The organism is Knoellia aerolata DSM 18566 (assembly GCF_000768695.1).
Lineage (GTDB): Bacteria > Actinomycetota > Actinomycetes > Actinomycetales > Dermatophilaceae > Knoellia > Knoellia aerolata.
Map to the genome: position 1 here is coordinate 1 of NZ_AVPL01000075.1, position 14,336 is coordinate 14,336.

Here is a 14,336-nt window from a genome sequence, read left to right on the forward strand (position 1 = left end):
CAACCAACGTCCCCGGTCAGTACACCTAGGTCGCGTCGGCGTCGTAGGGCGTGGGGCGCAGCGGGTCCCAGGCGCGCGGGTCAGAGCCGAGCGAGACCCCGTCGTCACCGAGGGCGTCGACCTCGCCCATGTCGGGGTTGGTGCCCCCGGACTTCAGGCCCGACGCGGCGTCCTCGAGCGGCTCGATGAGCGCCTCGCGCACGATCCGACGGGGGTCGTACTGCCGCGGGTCGTACTGGCGCCAGTTGATGTCGGAGTACTCCGGACCGAGCTGGTCCTTGAGCTGACCCTTGGCGCCCTCGGCCATCACCCGGAACTTCTTGATGCCCTGGGCGAGCTTGGCGGCGTACTCGGGCAGCCGCTCGGGTCCGAGCACGAACACCGCGATGAGGGCCAGGAGGACGACCTCCCACCCGTTGATGCCGAACACTCGTCCTCCTGTGCGCCGTGGCGCGTCAGTCGCCGCTCCTGCCCTGGAGGACCATCTTGACATCCCGGGCCGTGCCGTCGCGCAGCACGGTGAGGGTGACGCTCGATCCCACGGGCCTGGCGCGGATGGCCACGACGAGGGCGTCGGGGTCGTTGATGGGGCGGCCCTCGAACGCGGTGATGACGTCGCCGGCGCGGAGCCCGGCCTTCGCGGCGGGGCCGCCGGGCGTCACGGCCGGGGTGTCGCCGGAGTCGGCGCCGATGCGCACGCCCTCGCCGTCGTACTCCCGGTCGAGCAGGACGCCGATGATCGGGTGCTCGGCCTTGCCGGTGCGGATGAGCTGGTCGACGGTGGTCTTCATCTGGGCGCTCGGGATGGCGAAGCCGACGCCGATGTTGCCGCTCTGCCCGCCGATGGCCGTGCCGGCGACCCGGGCGATCGCCGTGTTGATCCCGATGACGCGACCCTCCATGTCGAGGAGCGGGCCACCCGAGTTCCCGGGGTTGATCGCCGCGTCGGTCTGGATCGCGTTGATGAACGACTGGTCGTCCGCGTTGCCGGGGGTGACCGGGCGGTTGAGCGCCGAGACGATGCCCGTCGTGACCGTCGACTCGAGACCCAGCGGTGCGCCCACCGCGATGACGGGGTCGCCGACGACGACAGCGCTCGAGTCGCCGACCGGGAGTGGTGTGAGGTCGGTGCGCTCGACCTTGAGGACGGCGAGGTCGTACGAGACGTCGCGACCGACGATCTTCGCCGGCGACTGCTTGCCGTTGGAGAGGACGACGGTGATCTCACCACCGTCGGCGGCGGCGGCGATGACGTGGTTGTTGGTGACGATGTGGCCCTTGTCGTCGAGGACCCAGCCCGAGCCGGTCCCGTCGCCGGTGCCCGCCTCGACCCGGATCGTCACGACGCTCGGGGTGGCGTTGGCGGCGATGTTGGCCACGGTCCCCTCGGGGCGCGTCGTCGCGCCCGCACCGGGCTCCGGCGTCGCCCCCATCGAGCTGTCGCCGGTGAGGTCGAGACCGTCGAAGCGGTCCGTGGCGCCCAGCCACCCGCCGAACAGGCCGCCGCCGACACCGGCGAGGAGGGCCGAGAGCCCCGCGATGAGGAGCACGCCGAGCCAGCCGAACCCGCCCCTGCGCGCAGGTGCGGTGGCGCCGGGAGCCGCTGACGCGGCATACGGGTTCGTGGCGTATGCCGTGTGCTCATCCGTGCGCCAGTCCGGCGTTGCGTGGCGGGTCGGCTCGGGTGTCGGCAGCATCGGTGCGCGTCCCGGCGCAGTCCCGATCTCCCGGGTCGCGAAGAGGTCGAGCTCGTCGGTGTGCTGCGCGTCGGTGCGAGGGCGCTCGCCGGAGTCGTCGCGAGTGCTGTCCTCAGTCATGACCCTGATTGTGCCTCGCACAGCACGAGGTTTCGAACGGAGGTGCTGCCCGTCCACCCCGTGGAGACCGCACGGACCCGCACGGTGCCACTCCCCACGCCGGGGCTGGAGGCGGTGGTGGGACGCACGGACGGGGACGGCCCTGCGCCGCCGACCGAGCCGACGGTCGTCGCGACCGCTCCCGGCCCGGCGAGGGTCAGGGTCCAGGCCACCGCGGCCGTGGCGCCTGCCGCCGCAGTGGCCATGGCGGCAGACCTGAGGGGGCTGCGGTGCACGGGAGGGGCCGAGGGCGCGACCATCTCGAGCGGGGCGTAGTGGCGACGGTCCGACATGGCGTCGGCGCGCGGGGGCGGCGCGGGCATCGACGACGCGAGCGCGACGAGCTGGGCGTGCAGGCTCCCCGACATCGACGGGCAGCCGGCGGACAGGAGCGCCTGGAGGCGCCGCTCACCGGCGACCGCGTGCTGGCACCCGACACAGGCGATGAGGTGCCGGTCCCACTCGAGGGTGCGCTGCGCCGACAGCTGTCCCGACACGTAGTCGGGGAGCTCGTCGAGGCGGCACCGGTTCGGGCGGGACAGGGGCATCACACGGCACCACCGGCGGGGGCGAGCAGACCGGGGCGACGTGCGCTGGAGGGGGACGTGGCCGTCGCGCGCTCGGGGGCGCGGTGCGCCAGAGCCTCGCGCAGCTGGGACCGGCCGCGGTGGATGCGGGAGCGCACGGTGCCGAGCTTGATGTCGAGGGTCGCGGCGATCTCCTCGTAGGACAGGCCCTCGATGTCACACAGGACCACCGCGGCCCGGAAGTCGGGTGCGAGGGAGTCCAGCGCGCGCTGGACGTCGTCGTCGAAGTGGGTGTCGGCGTAGCTCTGCTCGGGGCTGATCTCGCGGCTCGGCAGGCGCGCGGCGGACTCGTCGGAGAGCGCGTCGAAGCGGATGCGCTGCTTGCGCCGCATCTTGTCGAGGAAGACGTTGGTCGTGATGCGGTGCAGCCAGCCCTCGAACGTGCCGGGCCGGAACGTGTGCAGGGACCGGAAGACGCGGATGAACACGTCCTGGGTGAGGTCCTCGGCATCGTGCACGTTCCCGGTGAGGCGGTACGCGAGGCGGTAGACCCGCGCCGAGTGCTCCTCGACGACCTGCTCCCAGGTCGGCGGCGTCCACTCCCCCGTGGCCGCCGCTGCTGCGCTCGTCATCGTCGTCCCCTGCTCGGTGCCCACCTGGCTGTCCATGTCACAGGTGTCTACGTGCCGGAGCCGGGAAATGTTCCTGAAGACCCTGAACGCCGCCTGTGAGTCCGGACCACCCGGCCTCCCCGAGTAGGGTTGCGGCCCATGAGCACCCTCAAGCCCGCGAGCTGGTCGTACGCCGAGGACTTCGTGCCCGAGCCCGAGGTCATGGAGCAGGCGCGTGCCCGCGGACTGGCCTTCGGTGCGGCCACCCCGGTCGGGACCGGGGCCGGCGCCACGCTGCGCGTCCTCACGGCGGCCATCGGTGCCAAGCACGTCATCGAGATCGGGACCGGCGCTGGCACGTCCGGTCTCTGGATGCTCGCGGGGATGCCCCAGGACGGGGTCCTCACGACCATCGACATCTCCGCCGAGCACCAGCGGGCAGCCCGGGAGGCGTACGCCGCGGCCGGGTACCCGACGCAGCGCACCCGGGTCATCACCGGTCGCGCGACCGAGGTGCTCCCCCGCATGACCGACGCGGCCTACGACATGGTGCTCATCGACGCCGACAAGCCGAGCTACCCGGCATACGTCGAGCACGGCATCCGCCTGCTGCGCAGCGGTGGCGTCCTCGTGCTCGACAACATGCTCTGGCACGACAAGGTGGCCGACCCGGCCGCGCGGGACGCCGACACGACGACGCTGCGCGACCTCGGCAAGGCCCTGCGGGACCACGACGCCCTGGTGCCGACGCTGCTCCCCGTGAGCGACGGGCTGCTCGTCGCCGTCAAGCGCTGAGCTCGACGGCGCCTGCGGTCAGGGCGCCCTCCGGTCAGGCGTGGGCGTCGACGCGCGGGCCCGCACCGCGGCGGAAGCCGGCCGGGCCCTCGGCGATCGCGACGACCTCGAACTCCTCGATGGAGGTGGGTGAGGACCCGATGAGCTCGGAGCCCTTCGACTCGGCGGCGGTGGCCTCGAACTCCTCGCGGAACACCTTGCGCTCCTGCTCCGTGTCGAAGACGTAGGTCCCCTCGAACCACTCGCCCTCACGCATCCGCCAGACCTTGAAGGCCAGCCCGTCGAGGAACATGAACCGCGCGATCGAGGTGCCCACGACGTACTCGCGGAGCTGGTCGGGCGCGTTCTCGGGAGCGTTCTCGAGCGACCAGCGCACTGCCAGTCCGTATCCGGCGTTCATCGCAGACCTTCCAGCCATCGAAGCAGCAGACGTGCACCGAACCCCGTCCCACCCTTGCCGTGGACTCCGGAGTCGACATCGGAGCGGCCGGGGCCGGCGATGTCGAGGTGGGCCCAGCGACGCTCCCCCACGAACTCGCGCAGGAAGAGTGCCGCGGTGATGGAGCCACCCCCGACCGAGGGTCCGATGTGGTTGATGTCGGCCACGTCGGACTCCAGTGCCCGACGGTAGGCGGGCACGAGCGGGAAGGGCCAGAGCGTCTCACCTGCTGTCTCACCGGCGGCCCGGAGCTGGGACGACAGCTCGTCGTCGGTCGCGTAGACCGGGGCCATGGTGCGCGCCAGCGCGACGCGGGCCGCGCCGGTGAGGGTGGCGATGTCGACGACCACGTCGGGGTCGAGCTCGGCGTCGGCGTAGGCCAGCGCGTCGGCCAGCACGATCCGCCCCTCGGCGTCGGTGTTGCCGATCTCGGTGGTCGTGCCGCCGTAGTGCGTCACGACGTCACCCGGGCGGTAGGCCGACCCGCTCACCATGTTCTCGGCGAGGGCGAGGAGGCCGGTGACCCGGACCTGCACGCCGAGGTCGCGGCAGGCGGCCAGCACGGCCAGCACGATCGCCGACCCGGACATGTCGGTCTTCATCGCGAGCATCCCGTCGGCCGGCTTCACCTGGAGGCCGCCGGAGTCGAAGGTGATGCCCTTGCCGACGAGCACGACGTGAGGGGTGGCGTCGTCGGCGCCCACCGGGGTGTAGCCGAGCTGGACCATGGCCGGCGGCGTCGCCGAGCCCTGACCGACGGCGAGCAGCCCGCCGAAGCCCCCCGCGGCCAGGGCCGCCCTGTTCCAGACGGTGACGTCGAGCCCGCTGCGCGACCCGAGGGTGCGTGCCTGTCGGGCCATCCACCCGGGGTTCTTGATGTTCGAGGGGGTGTTGGCGAGGTTGCGGGCGACGAGCGTCGTGACGGCGCGGCGCACGGCCCGCTCGACGACGTCGGGCTCGACACCGACGACGACGACCTCTCCGGCGACCTCCGCCCCGGGTTGCCAGCTCCCACCGGTCCAGCGGGACGGGGCCCAGCCCCCGAGGACGCCACCCTCGACGAGGGCGGCGCGCCCCGGCTCGTCGCAGGACGGGGCCAGCAGGACGACGAGGGCGCGGCCACGCGTGGCCCGGCCGGCCCCCGCTCCGGCGAGCCGCAGGTCCCCCGGTGCGGCGTCGCCGAGGCCGACGAGCACGAGCACGCGGACGGACTGCTGGCCCCGCGGGACCCGCACGACTGTCGTCGCCCCCGCCTTGGTGGAGGGCTCGTGGGTCTCGAGGATCTCGTCGGGGTCGAAGCCCGCTCCCGTCAGCGCCTCGCGCGTGCGCTCGTCCCAGGGGTCGTCACCCGCGAGCACGCCGACGACGAGCGCGAGGTCCGTCGGGTCGGAGTCGGCCAGGACGTCGGCGAGGGGTCCGTCCCGCCCGGTCCAGGTGGCGACGGAGGGGGCGAGGAGGTCTTCGGAGGGCACCCGTCCGACCCTACAGACGGCGAGAGGGCCCCCACCATGCCGGTGGGGGCCCTCGGTCACGTCAACGTCACGTCAACGACCGACGGTCACTTCTTCAGCGCCTCACAGTCGTCGATCGCCTGCCCCAGTGCCCGCACCTCGTCCGGAGTCATCTCGACGACGAGACGGCCACCACCCTCCAGAGGCATGCGCAGCACGATGCCGCGGCCCTCCTTGGTGACCTCGAGAGGGCCGTCGCCCGTCCTGGGCTTCATTGCCGCCATGGGTGTTCCCTTCGTTGCCGTGGCGCACGATCGTGCATCACGTGTTCGCGTCCCGGCATTGGCGCACCGGTGTCGCCACCATTATCCCCGCTGAGCAGGGCAGAGACGAAATCGGGTCCCCCCTGGACTCACGGGGGTCGCGAGCTCCACGGTGTCCACGTGAGCAGGGCACAGGTCCACCAGACGAGTCCGAGGACGACGGGGACGAGGAGGACGGCCACGCGCCAGCGCCAGTGCGTGACGATCCGTTCCCCCGTCGACGTGCGCATGGCGACGCTGGCGAGCAGGGCGGCGAGGGGGAAGTCGAGGAGGAGGAAACGCCACATGCTCGTGATCGGCCGGACGACGGCGAAGAGGTAGAGCGGGTAGGCGACCGCCCACGCGCGGACCTCGACGGGGAGCCAGCGTCCGTGCCGCCCGAGGACGAGGGCGATGTAGGTGCCGCACAGCCCGACGAGCACGGCGAGACCGGCGAGGCCGTGGCCCTCCCAGGCCCACTGCAGCCACAGGACGAACGGACCGGCCGACGGCTGCTGCCCCCACGCCTCCTGGACGTCGAGGAAGGCGGTCGGGATGCCGCTCACCACCCCGACGACGACGGGCCAGGCGAGCCCGGACAGCCCCGTGACGAGCACCATGAGCGCCGCCGTGCTCCGCTGCCCCCGCAGCGGAGCGACCCCGGCCCGCCGGTCCTCCCGGATGCGGACGACGAGGTGGATGAGCACCGCGCAGCCCATCGCGGCGGCCACGCCACGCGTGAAGGCGAGCGGGACCGCGAGAGCCGCGACGACGGCATACCGGCGGTTCATGAGCTGCAGCAGCGAGAGGGCGACGAGCACGATGGCGAGCGGCTCGGTGTACGCCTTGAGCATCACTCCCGTCGCCGGGTAGAAGCACCAGAGGCAGGCGGCGACGAGGGCGAGCCGGTCGCGACCGGGTCTCGGGTCGGCGTGCAGCGCGTGGCTGAACAGCTTCCAGATGAGGACGGCGCCGACGGCCCCGAGGACGAGGTTGAGCGCGACCGCCCCGGCGGTGAAGGGGATGCCGAGCAGCATCAGACCCTTCACGAGGAACGGGAAGAGCGGGTAGAACGCCCACGCGCTGTAGGTGAGCTTGCCCGTCGTCGGGTCGGCCGGGAGCGGAACGGGGTAGCCCTGGGTGGCGATTCGCTCGTACCACTCCGAGTCCCAGAGGCCGATGAGGTCGCCGACCGTGGGGTCGAGATGGCCGACTCCCGCGGGGTTCTGGAACCAGGTCGCCGCCACCCACATCGCCGTGAGCGCGACGAGACGGGTGACGAGGTAGGCGGCCAGGATCGTGCGGACAGGGTGGGCCAGAGCCCGGCGACCGAGGCGGCTGCTGCTGGCGACCGGGTCGGTGGGGGTGGTGGGGGCGGTGGCGGTGGGGTCCTCGGGACGCAAGGGGGAGGCCGGGCGGGCGGAGGCGCTCACGGGCGCAGCTCCCGCACGTCCCACACCAGCACGTCCTCGACCTCCTGCGGCTGACCGAGCACGGTGGCGAGCGAGTCGCGCAGGGCTGCGGCCTGGGGCCGCGCGGGCAGCACGACGGCGTCGGTGCGCCAGGCCCGGAGGTCCTCGACGAACTGGAGCCGCTGCGCCTCGGTCGCCGGGATAACGGCGTTGGCCGCGTTGACGTCGTAGAGCCACAGCGACATCGGCCGTCGGGTCGCGCCGTACTGGCCGCCGCGGTCCGGCGCCCCGTTCGGGCCGACGAAGTACCCCTCGACGATGGGGAACGCCATCGTGTCGGCGGCGAGCTGCCAGTCGAAGGCCCGCGCGTCGACGATGTCGGTCGGGGGCACGGCGAGGATCGAGCCACCGTGGCTGAAGTCGCGCCAGGCGTCGCCGGTGAAGAACGTCGGCACGGCCGGGCGCTCGTCGACCTGGAGGGACGTCGGCAGGACCGGCAGCAGGACGACCACGGCCGCCACGGTGACCAGCCAGCCGCCCACGCGCGGCTGCCAGGAGGGAAGCTGCGCCTCGTCGGCGTCCGCGGCGTTCAGCGGGGCCGCCCGGATCGCGGCGTCGATCCCGAGGGCGAGCAGGCCGGCGATCGCGGGGATCGCCATCATGACGAAACGCGTGGGGAGGACGTTCTCGAGCACCGGGAGCTCGTCGAGGGCGGCCCACAGGGAGGGGACGCCCGTGGGACGCCCGCGCAGCAGGACCTCCTCGCCGAGCGAGAGCCAACAGGCCACCACGACCAGGGCGGCGAGCGCCTGCACGACCGGTCGGCGGATGAGGACGAGCGCGATGACCCCGACGAGGACGAGCAGGCCGACGCCGAAGAAGGCGTTCTCCTCGGTGCGGTTCATCGACAGCGCCGCCGAGGCCCACGGGTCCGCGCCGAACGTGCGGGTGGCGCGCCCCCACAGCGCGGCGAGGTCGTTGCCGCCGGGCGGGTGGTAGATCGAGGTGTAGCTCTGCCGTCCCGCGAACTGCCACCACAGCGGCACCGCGACCAGCACGAGGCACACCCATGCGCCGATCCCCACGCCCGGTGCGAGACGACGCAGGTCGAGACGGCCCCGCAGGACGAGGACGAGCCCCACGACGAGCATGCCGAGGGCGGCGAGCAGCAGCGGCTCCTCGCCGATGAAGACCTGCCACGTCACGAGCAGCCCGAGGACGACCCCGTCCCTCACGTGGTGCGTGCCACGCGCCAGCCGGAGGACGCGGTCGACGATCACCGGGATGAGGAAGAGCGCGACGAAGTTGGGGTGCCCGTTGGCGTGGGAGACCATCGCCGGAGCGAAGCCGGTGAACCAGCCACCGACGGCCGCGGCCGTCCGCACGAGCCCGCGCCGGCGGAGGAACCAGTACCAGGCGGCGGCGGTGCCGGCGAGCCCGAGCAGCTCGACGACGAAGAACGTCAGGTGGGCACCGAGGGTCAGGGTGAGCGGGGCGAGGGGGACGCCGAGGCCGGTGACCGCGGCGTTCGCCATGAGGTTGACGCCGTCGGGGAAGTTCTGGCGGTCGCTGAAGAGCGGGTTGGAGAGGGTGGCGACGTTGTGCGCGGACGCGCCGAAGTACCACTCGAACGCCTGGTGGTCCTGCACTCCCTGGGAGAGGTAGCCGGTGGACGTGCGACCGACGAGGCCGGAGAGGACGTGGAGTGCCGTGCCGAGGTAGGCCGCGACGACGACGAGGTCGGGCCACCCCCAGGGCACGCGGGGGGTGGCCTCCTCCGCGCCCTCGCGCTCCCTCGCGTCCGCAACCCTGGTCGGGTTCTCGACCAGGGTTGCGGACGCAAGGGCGTCCGGGTTCGCAGCGTCCGCAAAGTTGGTCGGGTTCCCGACCAGGGTTGCGGACGCAACGGGGGCGGGGGCGGGGGCGCGGGCGGGGTCGGAGGGTGCGCCGCGGAGGAGGAGCTCGTTGGCGGCGATCTGCGCGTCGAGTCGGGCCAGGGCCTCGTCGACGCGGTCGGTCCGGTAGCCGACCACCTGGAGCCGGAACGGCCGGCGACCGAGGTCCCCACCCGTCCCGTCACCCGGGTCGCCGGCCGCCGCGTTCTCGCGACGGGCGAGGAACCAGGCCAGGCCCAGCGCGCACGCGACGACGGGGAGGCTGAGCCCGAGCGCCCAGATCACCGGTCGGCCCGGGCCAGCCGGTTCACGACCGGTCCGAAGATCAGCGGACCCAGGACGTCACCCACCCGCCGCGTCACCCCGGTCAGCCCGGGCAGCTCGAACCACAGCTCCTCGGTCCACGTCAGGCGGGACCCACCGGCAGTCGGCGTGACGACCGCCTCGGCCCAGCCCTTGAGGAACCCGGTCTTGCGCACGCGCCACCGCCGGGGCGGCTCCCACTCCTCGACGAACATCGAGTCGTCGAAGCGCAGTGGGCCCAGGGCGGTCCGGGCCGTGAAGCGCCAGCCCGGGGCCGGGGCCCCGGGGTCCGCGATCGTCGTCGTCAGCGGGACGGAGTCGGCGTGGTCGCCGAGGGCGGCGAGACGCTGCCACAGCTCGGCGGGCGGGAGGGCGCTCTCACGCGTCAGGGTGAACATGACCCTCCCGGTGCGAGGGAGCCGACGGTGCGGACAGCTCGCGTTCCTGCTCGGCGAGCCGGTCGCGTCGCGCGTCCAGGGCCGCGTCGACCTCGTCCGGGGCGTAGCCGTAGAGGACGGTGCCGAGACGGAGGCGGTCGACGTCGGCGCTCGTGGGTCGTTCCGGCAGCTCGAGCGGCGGGAGGGTGGACACCGCGTCGCTCAGCGGGGCGAGATCGAGCCGGCCCGTCGCGACGAGCGCCGTGACCGCGATGACGGCGACGGCGAGCGCTCCGAGGGCGACCCACTCCACATCGCGATCCTAGGTGCGAGCGCGGGCGTGGTCCGCACGATGCCCCTCACTCGGGGTTCGCGCCGCTGCCCTCGGGCGGCTGCGGGGCACTGCCGCGGTCCGAGGCGACGATGATCTCGACCGCCTCGGCGGGGTCGTCGGTCACGGTGATGAGCGCGAGGTCCGTGGCGCTGATGGTGCCCGCGGCGAGCGCGGAGTCGGAGAGCCAGTCCAACAGCCCCTGCCAGTACGTGCGCCCCATGAGGACGATCGGGAACGACGTGACCTTCTGGGTCTGCACGAGGGTGATCGCCTCGAAGAGCTCGTCGAGCGTGCCGAAACCCCCGGGCAGGACGATGAAGCCCTGCGAGTACTTGACGAACATCGTCTTGCGGGCGAAGAAGTACCGGAAGTTGACCCCGAGGTCGACGAACGCGTTGAGCCCGGTCTCGAAGGGCAGCTCGATGCCGAGGCCGACCGATGTGCCCCCGGCCTCCAGGGCGCCCTTGTTCGCCGCCTCCATGGCGCCGGGGCCGCCGCCGGTGATGACGGAGTACCCGGCGCGCACGAGGGCCGCGCCGACCTGCTCACCGAGCTCGTAGGTCGAGTCGTGCTGGCCGGTCCGGGCCGAGCCGAAGACGCTCACGGCCGGGCCGAGCTCGGCCAGGGCGCCGAAGCCCTCGACGAACTCGGACTGGATGCGCAGGACCCGCCACGGGTCGGTGTGCACCCAGTCGGCCGCGCCCCGTTCGTCGAGGAGCCGCTGGTCGGTCGTCTCCGCGGGCACCTGGGACCGGCGCATCACCACCGGGCCCTGGTGGTAGTCGTGCGACTCGTCCCACGGCTGCTGGGTGTCGTTCATCGGCCCGCACCCGGCGTGGCATGCCCGTCGGCGAGCCACCGGAGCATGGCGGCCTCGGCGGCCACGAGCTGGTCCACGGGGCAGCGCTCCTCGTCGTGGTGGGCGAGGTTGGGGTCGCCCGGACCGAAGTTCACGGCCGGCACCCCCATCGCCTGGAACCGCGCGACGTCGGTCCAGCCCTGCTTGGCGATGACCTCCGTGCCGAGCGCCTCGACGAACGCCTTGGCCGCGGGCAGGTCCAGCCCCGGACGCGCTCCCCCGGCGTTGTCGGTGACCTCGAAGGTCAGCCCGTCGAAGACCTCGTGCATGTGCGCGACCGCCTCCTCCTCGGAGCGGTCCGGGGCGTAGCGGTAGTTGACCGAGACGGTGCAGCGGTCCGGGATGACGTTGCCGGCGATGCCACCGGAGATGCTGACCGCGTTGAGCGCCTCCCGGTACTCCAGGCCGTCCACCACGACGGTCCGGGTCTCGTATGCCGTGAGCCGGCCGAGGATGTCGGCTGCGTCGTGGATGGCGTTGTGGCCGTTCCACGGGCGGGCCGAGTGGGCCGCGGCACCCTTGGTCGTGATGTCGATGCGCATGGTTCCCTTGCAGCCGCCCTCGACGACGGCGCCGGTCGGCTCGAGGAGCACGGCGAAGTCGGCGTCCTCGATGAGGTCGGGCCGCTGCTCCTGGACGTGGAGCAGACCGTTGAACTCGCTCTCGATCTCCTCGCCCTCGTAGAAGACGTAGGTGACGTCGCGGCTCGGCTCGGGCACCGTCGCGGCGAGTCGCAGCTGGACGGCGACACCGCCCTTCATGTCCACGGTGCCGCGGCCCCAGAGGACCTCGCCCTGCTCGGTGGGCAGGCGACGGGTGGGCAGGTTCGGCGGGTCGGTCAGCGGGACGGTGTCGATGTGACCCGCGAGAACGACTCGCTCGCCGCGACCGAGCTCGGTGCGGGCCACCACGGTGTTGCCGATCCTGGTGACCGTGAGGTGCTCGAGCGGGCGCAGAGCCGCCTCGATGGCGTCGCAGATGGTGGTCTCGCTGAGGCTCACCGACTCGATGTCGCAGAGCGCGGCGGTCAGGGTGACGACGTCGGACGTGAGGTCGAGCGGCATACGCAGACCCTATCTTCGGCCGGGAAGCCGCTCGTCACGGGCGAGCCGGACGCCCTCGGGACGGCACAGACCCGACGCCTACCCTTGACGCCATGACCGCGCGCACCGCTCACGGCTTCGGCCTGCTCACCCTCCACGGCGACACCGTCCTCGATGCCTGGTTCCCGGCACCGGCACTGGGCGGGTCCGGGAGTGCCGCCGAGCCGACCGGGCTGTCGGCCCTCGCCGTGGACGACGAGCTCCGTGGGGTGACGCGGGAAGTGCGGCTGGTGGAGATCGACCTCGACGAGGCCCCCGGTGACGCCGCGGACGGGTGGCTGCGGCTCCACCTGCTGTCCCACCGCCTCGTGCCGCCGAACTCGGTCTCGCTCGACGGGTTGTTCGGCGCGCTGACCAACGTCGTGTGGACCAACCACGGCCCGTGCGCCGTCGACGGCTTCGAGACGACGCGCCTGGCGCTCATGGCACGCGGCCCGGTCCAGGTCTTCGGCGTCGACAAGTTCCCGCGGATGACCGACTACGTCCTGCCCTCCGGCGTGCGCATCGCCGACGCCGACCGGGTCCGCCTCGGGGCCCACCTGGCGAGCGGCACGACCGTGATGCACGAGGGCTTCGTCAACTTCAACGCCGGCACGCTCGGCACCTCGATGGTCGAGGGACGCATCTCGCAGGGGGTCGTCGTGGGCAACGGGTCCGACATCGGCGGCGGGGCGTCCACGATGGGCACGCTCTCCGGTGGCGGGACCGAGCGGGTGTCCATCGGGGAGCGCTGCCTGCTCGGCGCCGAGTCCGGCCTCGGCATCGCCCTCGGCGACGACTGCGTCATCGAGGCGGGCCTCTACGTCACCGCCGGAACCAAGGTCACGCTGCCCGACGGCACCGTCACCAAGGCCAGCGAGCTCTCGGGCCAGTCCAACATCCTCTTCATGCGCAACTCGGTCACGGGCGCGGTGCAGGCGCGTCCGCGCGACGGCCACGGCATCGTCCTCAACTCGGCGCTGCACGCGAACGACTGATGACCGCGCGACGTCGACCCGTGCCCCTCGCGGAGGAGCAGCCGCGAGGCGGGGCATCGCGATGGATCGCGCGCTCCCTCATCCTCACGCTCGTGGCCCTCGTCGGTCTCGGCGCCTGGTTCGGCGGCCGCTCGCTGCTCCAGGGCGCGCTCGGCCCGCGCTGCCAGGCGACGGCGGGCGGCAGCTCGGTCGACTTCGACCCCGAGCAGATGAGCAACGCCGCGACGATCACGGCCCTCGCGCTGCGACGCGGGCTGCCGGCTCGCGCGGCGACGATCGCCCTCGCCACCGCGATCCAGGAGTCCAAGCTCCGCAACATCCGCTACGGCGACCGCGACTCGGTGGGCCTGTTCCAGCAGCGTCCGTCGCAGGGGTGGGGCACGGTCGAGCAGATCCTCGACCCCGAGTACTCCACCGACAAGTTCTACGACGCGCTCGTCAAGGTCGACGGCTGGGAGAGCGGCACCATCACCGTCGTCGCCCAAGAGGTGCAGCGCAGCGCGTACCCCGAGGCGTATGCCGACCACGAGCAGGAGGGGCGCATCCTCGCCTCCGCCCTCGCCGGGCACTCCCCCGGCGGTCTCGGGTGCCGCCTCAACGACGCGGAGCGGGAGGCCGACGTCGCCATGCTCGGACGGCTGCTCGACACCGAGTACGGGCTCGAGGCGAAGGCCGGCGACGGGACGCTGACCGTCACCGGGACCAGCGACCAGATCGCGTCGTCGATCGCGTCGTGGTCGGTCGCGAAGGCGGTCGACACCGGCATCACCGGAGTCACCGTCGGCGACCGCCGTTGGACCCGCAGCCGCGACTCGTCGTCGTGGTCCTGGCAGACGGCCGACGATCCGGCGCCCGCCCAGCAGGTCGTCCTCCACCTCACCTGACCGCGCGACGACGATGGCGTATGCCGTCCGCTTGCCCTGCCGTTGCATCGCGAGTCTCCCTGCGGCGGAGGGATACTGGCCTCGCAGGCGCCCATCGAGCCCGGCGCGTCCGGCGTCAGTTCGGCTGTGCGGGAACCGGATCGGTGGCGAGGGTGGCTGTCAGTGGTCGCCTCTAGAGTTCTGTCATGGAGCTCGACACCGCGATCGCGAC

Annotated in this window: 16 protein-coding genes; 3 read left to right on the plus strand and 13 right to left on the minus strand. The window is 72.7% G+C overall.

Going from position 1 to position 14,336, the window contains the following annotated elements:
- Positions 1-25: 25 nt before the first annotated feature.
- Genes N801_RS17080 through sigE form a run of 4 tightly spaced genes read right to left on the minus strand, consistent with a single transcriptional unit; the run spans position 26 to position 3,051 of the window.
- Positions 26-430 carry a Sec-independent protein translocase subunit TatB gene (locus N801_RS17080; protein WP_035940419.1) on the minus strand — a complete coding sequence of 135 codons (405 nt, stop codon included), beginning with the start codon at positions 428-430 and terminating at the stop codon, positions 26-28.
- 25 nt (positions 431-455) lie between these two features.
- On the minus strand, positions 456-1,817 hold the full coding sequence (locus tag N801_RS17085) for a S1C family serine protease (RefSeq protein WP_052113244.1): 1,362 nt from the start codon (positions 1,815-1,817) through the stop codon (positions 456-458).
- Positions 1,814-2,404, minus strand: a complete 591-nt coding sequence (locus tag N801_RS17090; RefSeq protein ID WP_035940420.1) for an anti-sigma factor family protein — start codon at positions 2,402-2,404, stop codon at positions 1,814-1,816. The genes N801_RS17085 and N801_RS17090 overlap by 4 nt, the downstream gene beginning before the upstream one ends.
- Entirely contained in the window at positions 2,404-3,051 is a 648-nt protein-coding gene (sigE, locus tag N801_RS17095) for an RNA polymerase sigma factor SigE (RefSeq protein ID WP_035940421.1), read from the minus strand. Before sigE ends, N801_RS17090 begins: the two co-directional genes overlap by 1 nt.
- Positions 3,052-3,153: 102 nt before the next feature.
- Between sigE and N801_RS17100 the strand changes: the two genes are divergently transcribed.
- Complete coding sequence (locus tag N801_RS17100) at positions 3,154-3,789, plus strand: O-methyltransferase (RefSeq protein ID WP_035940422.1); 636 nt, start codon at positions 3,154-3,156, stop codon at positions 3,787-3,789.
- Positions 3,790-3,823: 34 nt separating this feature from the next.
- On the opposite strand, the gene N801_RS17105 is transcribed toward N801_RS17100, so the two are convergent.
- The 9 genes from N801_RS17105 to dapE form a co-directional block, all read right to left on the minus strand.
- Positions 3,824-4,189 (minus strand): hypothetical protein, encoded by a 366-nt coding sequence (locus tag N801_RS17105; RefSeq protein ID WP_035940423.1) that lies wholly within the window; start codon positions 4,187-4,189, stop codon positions 3,824-3,826.
- The gene (locus N801_RS17110; RefSeq protein WP_035940424.1) at positions 4,186-5,700 is read right to left on the minus strand and encodes a leucyl aminopeptidase family protein; all 1,515 of its coding nucleotides are present in this window, start codon (positions 5,698-5,700) and stop codon (positions 4,186-4,188) included. Before N801_RS17110 ends, N801_RS17105 begins: the two co-directional genes overlap by 4 nt.
- Before the next feature lie 86 nt (positions 5,701-5,786).
- Positions 5,787-5,963, minus strand: coding sequence for a DUF3117 domain-containing protein (locus N801_RS20415; RefSeq protein WP_082569572.1), 177 nt, complete (start codon positions 5,961-5,963; stop codon positions 5,787-5,789).
- 128 nt (positions 5,964-6,091) lie between these two features.
- Complete coding sequence (locus N801_RS17115) at positions 6,092-7,414, minus strand: putative hexosyltransferase (protein WP_245618496.1); 1,323 nt, start codon at positions 7,412-7,414, stop codon at positions 6,092-6,094.
- Positions 7,411-9,573, minus strand: a complete 2,163-nt coding sequence (locus N801_RS17120) for a hypothetical protein (RefSeq protein ID WP_052113245.1) — start codon at positions 9,571-9,573, stop codon at positions 7,411-7,413. Before N801_RS17120 ends, N801_RS17115 begins: the two co-directional genes overlap by 4 nt.
- Positions 9,570-9,989, minus strand: a complete 420-nt coding sequence (locus N801_RS17125; RefSeq protein ID WP_035940425.1) for an SRPBCC family protein — start codon at positions 9,987-9,989, stop codon at positions 9,570-9,572. The genes N801_RS17120 and N801_RS17125 overlap by 4 nt, the downstream gene beginning before the upstream one ends.
- A complete protein-coding gene (locus N801_RS17130) occupies positions 9,970-10,281 on the minus strand; it encodes a hypothetical protein (protein ID WP_052113246.1) in 312 nt (103 codons plus the stop codon). Before N801_RS17130 ends, N801_RS17125 begins: the two co-directional genes overlap by 20 nt.
- 46 nt (positions 10,282-10,327) lie before the next feature.
- Positions 10,328-11,122 carry an LOG family protein gene (locus N801_RS17135; RefSeq protein WP_035940426.1) on the minus strand — a complete coding sequence of 265 codons (795 nt, stop codon included), beginning with the start codon at positions 11,120-11,122 and terminating at the stop codon, positions 10,328-10,330.
- Positions 11,119-12,225: a succinyl-diaminopimelate desuccinylase gene (dapE, locus tag N801_RS17140; RefSeq protein ID WP_035940427.1), complete on the minus strand. Its 1,107-nt coding sequence runs from the start codon at positions 12,223-12,225 to the stop codon at positions 11,119-11,121. Before dapE ends, N801_RS17135 begins: the two co-directional genes overlap by 4 nt.
- Before the next feature lie 92 nt (positions 12,226-12,317).
- On the opposite strand from dapE, the gene dapD reads away from it, so the two are divergent.
- Positions 12,318-13,241 carry a 2,3,4,5-tetrahydropyridine-2,6-dicarboxylate N-succinyltransferase gene (gene dapD, locus N801_RS17145; protein ID WP_035940428.1) on the plus strand — a complete coding sequence of 308 codons (924 nt, stop codon included), beginning with the start codon at positions 12,318-12,320 and terminating at the stop codon, positions 13,239-13,241.
- Entirely contained in the window at positions 13,241-14,125 is an 885-nt protein-coding gene (locus N801_RS17150; protein ID WP_035940429.1) for a hypothetical protein, read from the plus strand. The genes dapD and N801_RS17150 overlap by 1 nt, the downstream gene beginning before the upstream one ends.
- Positions 14,126-14,336 lie beyond the last annotated feature (211 nt).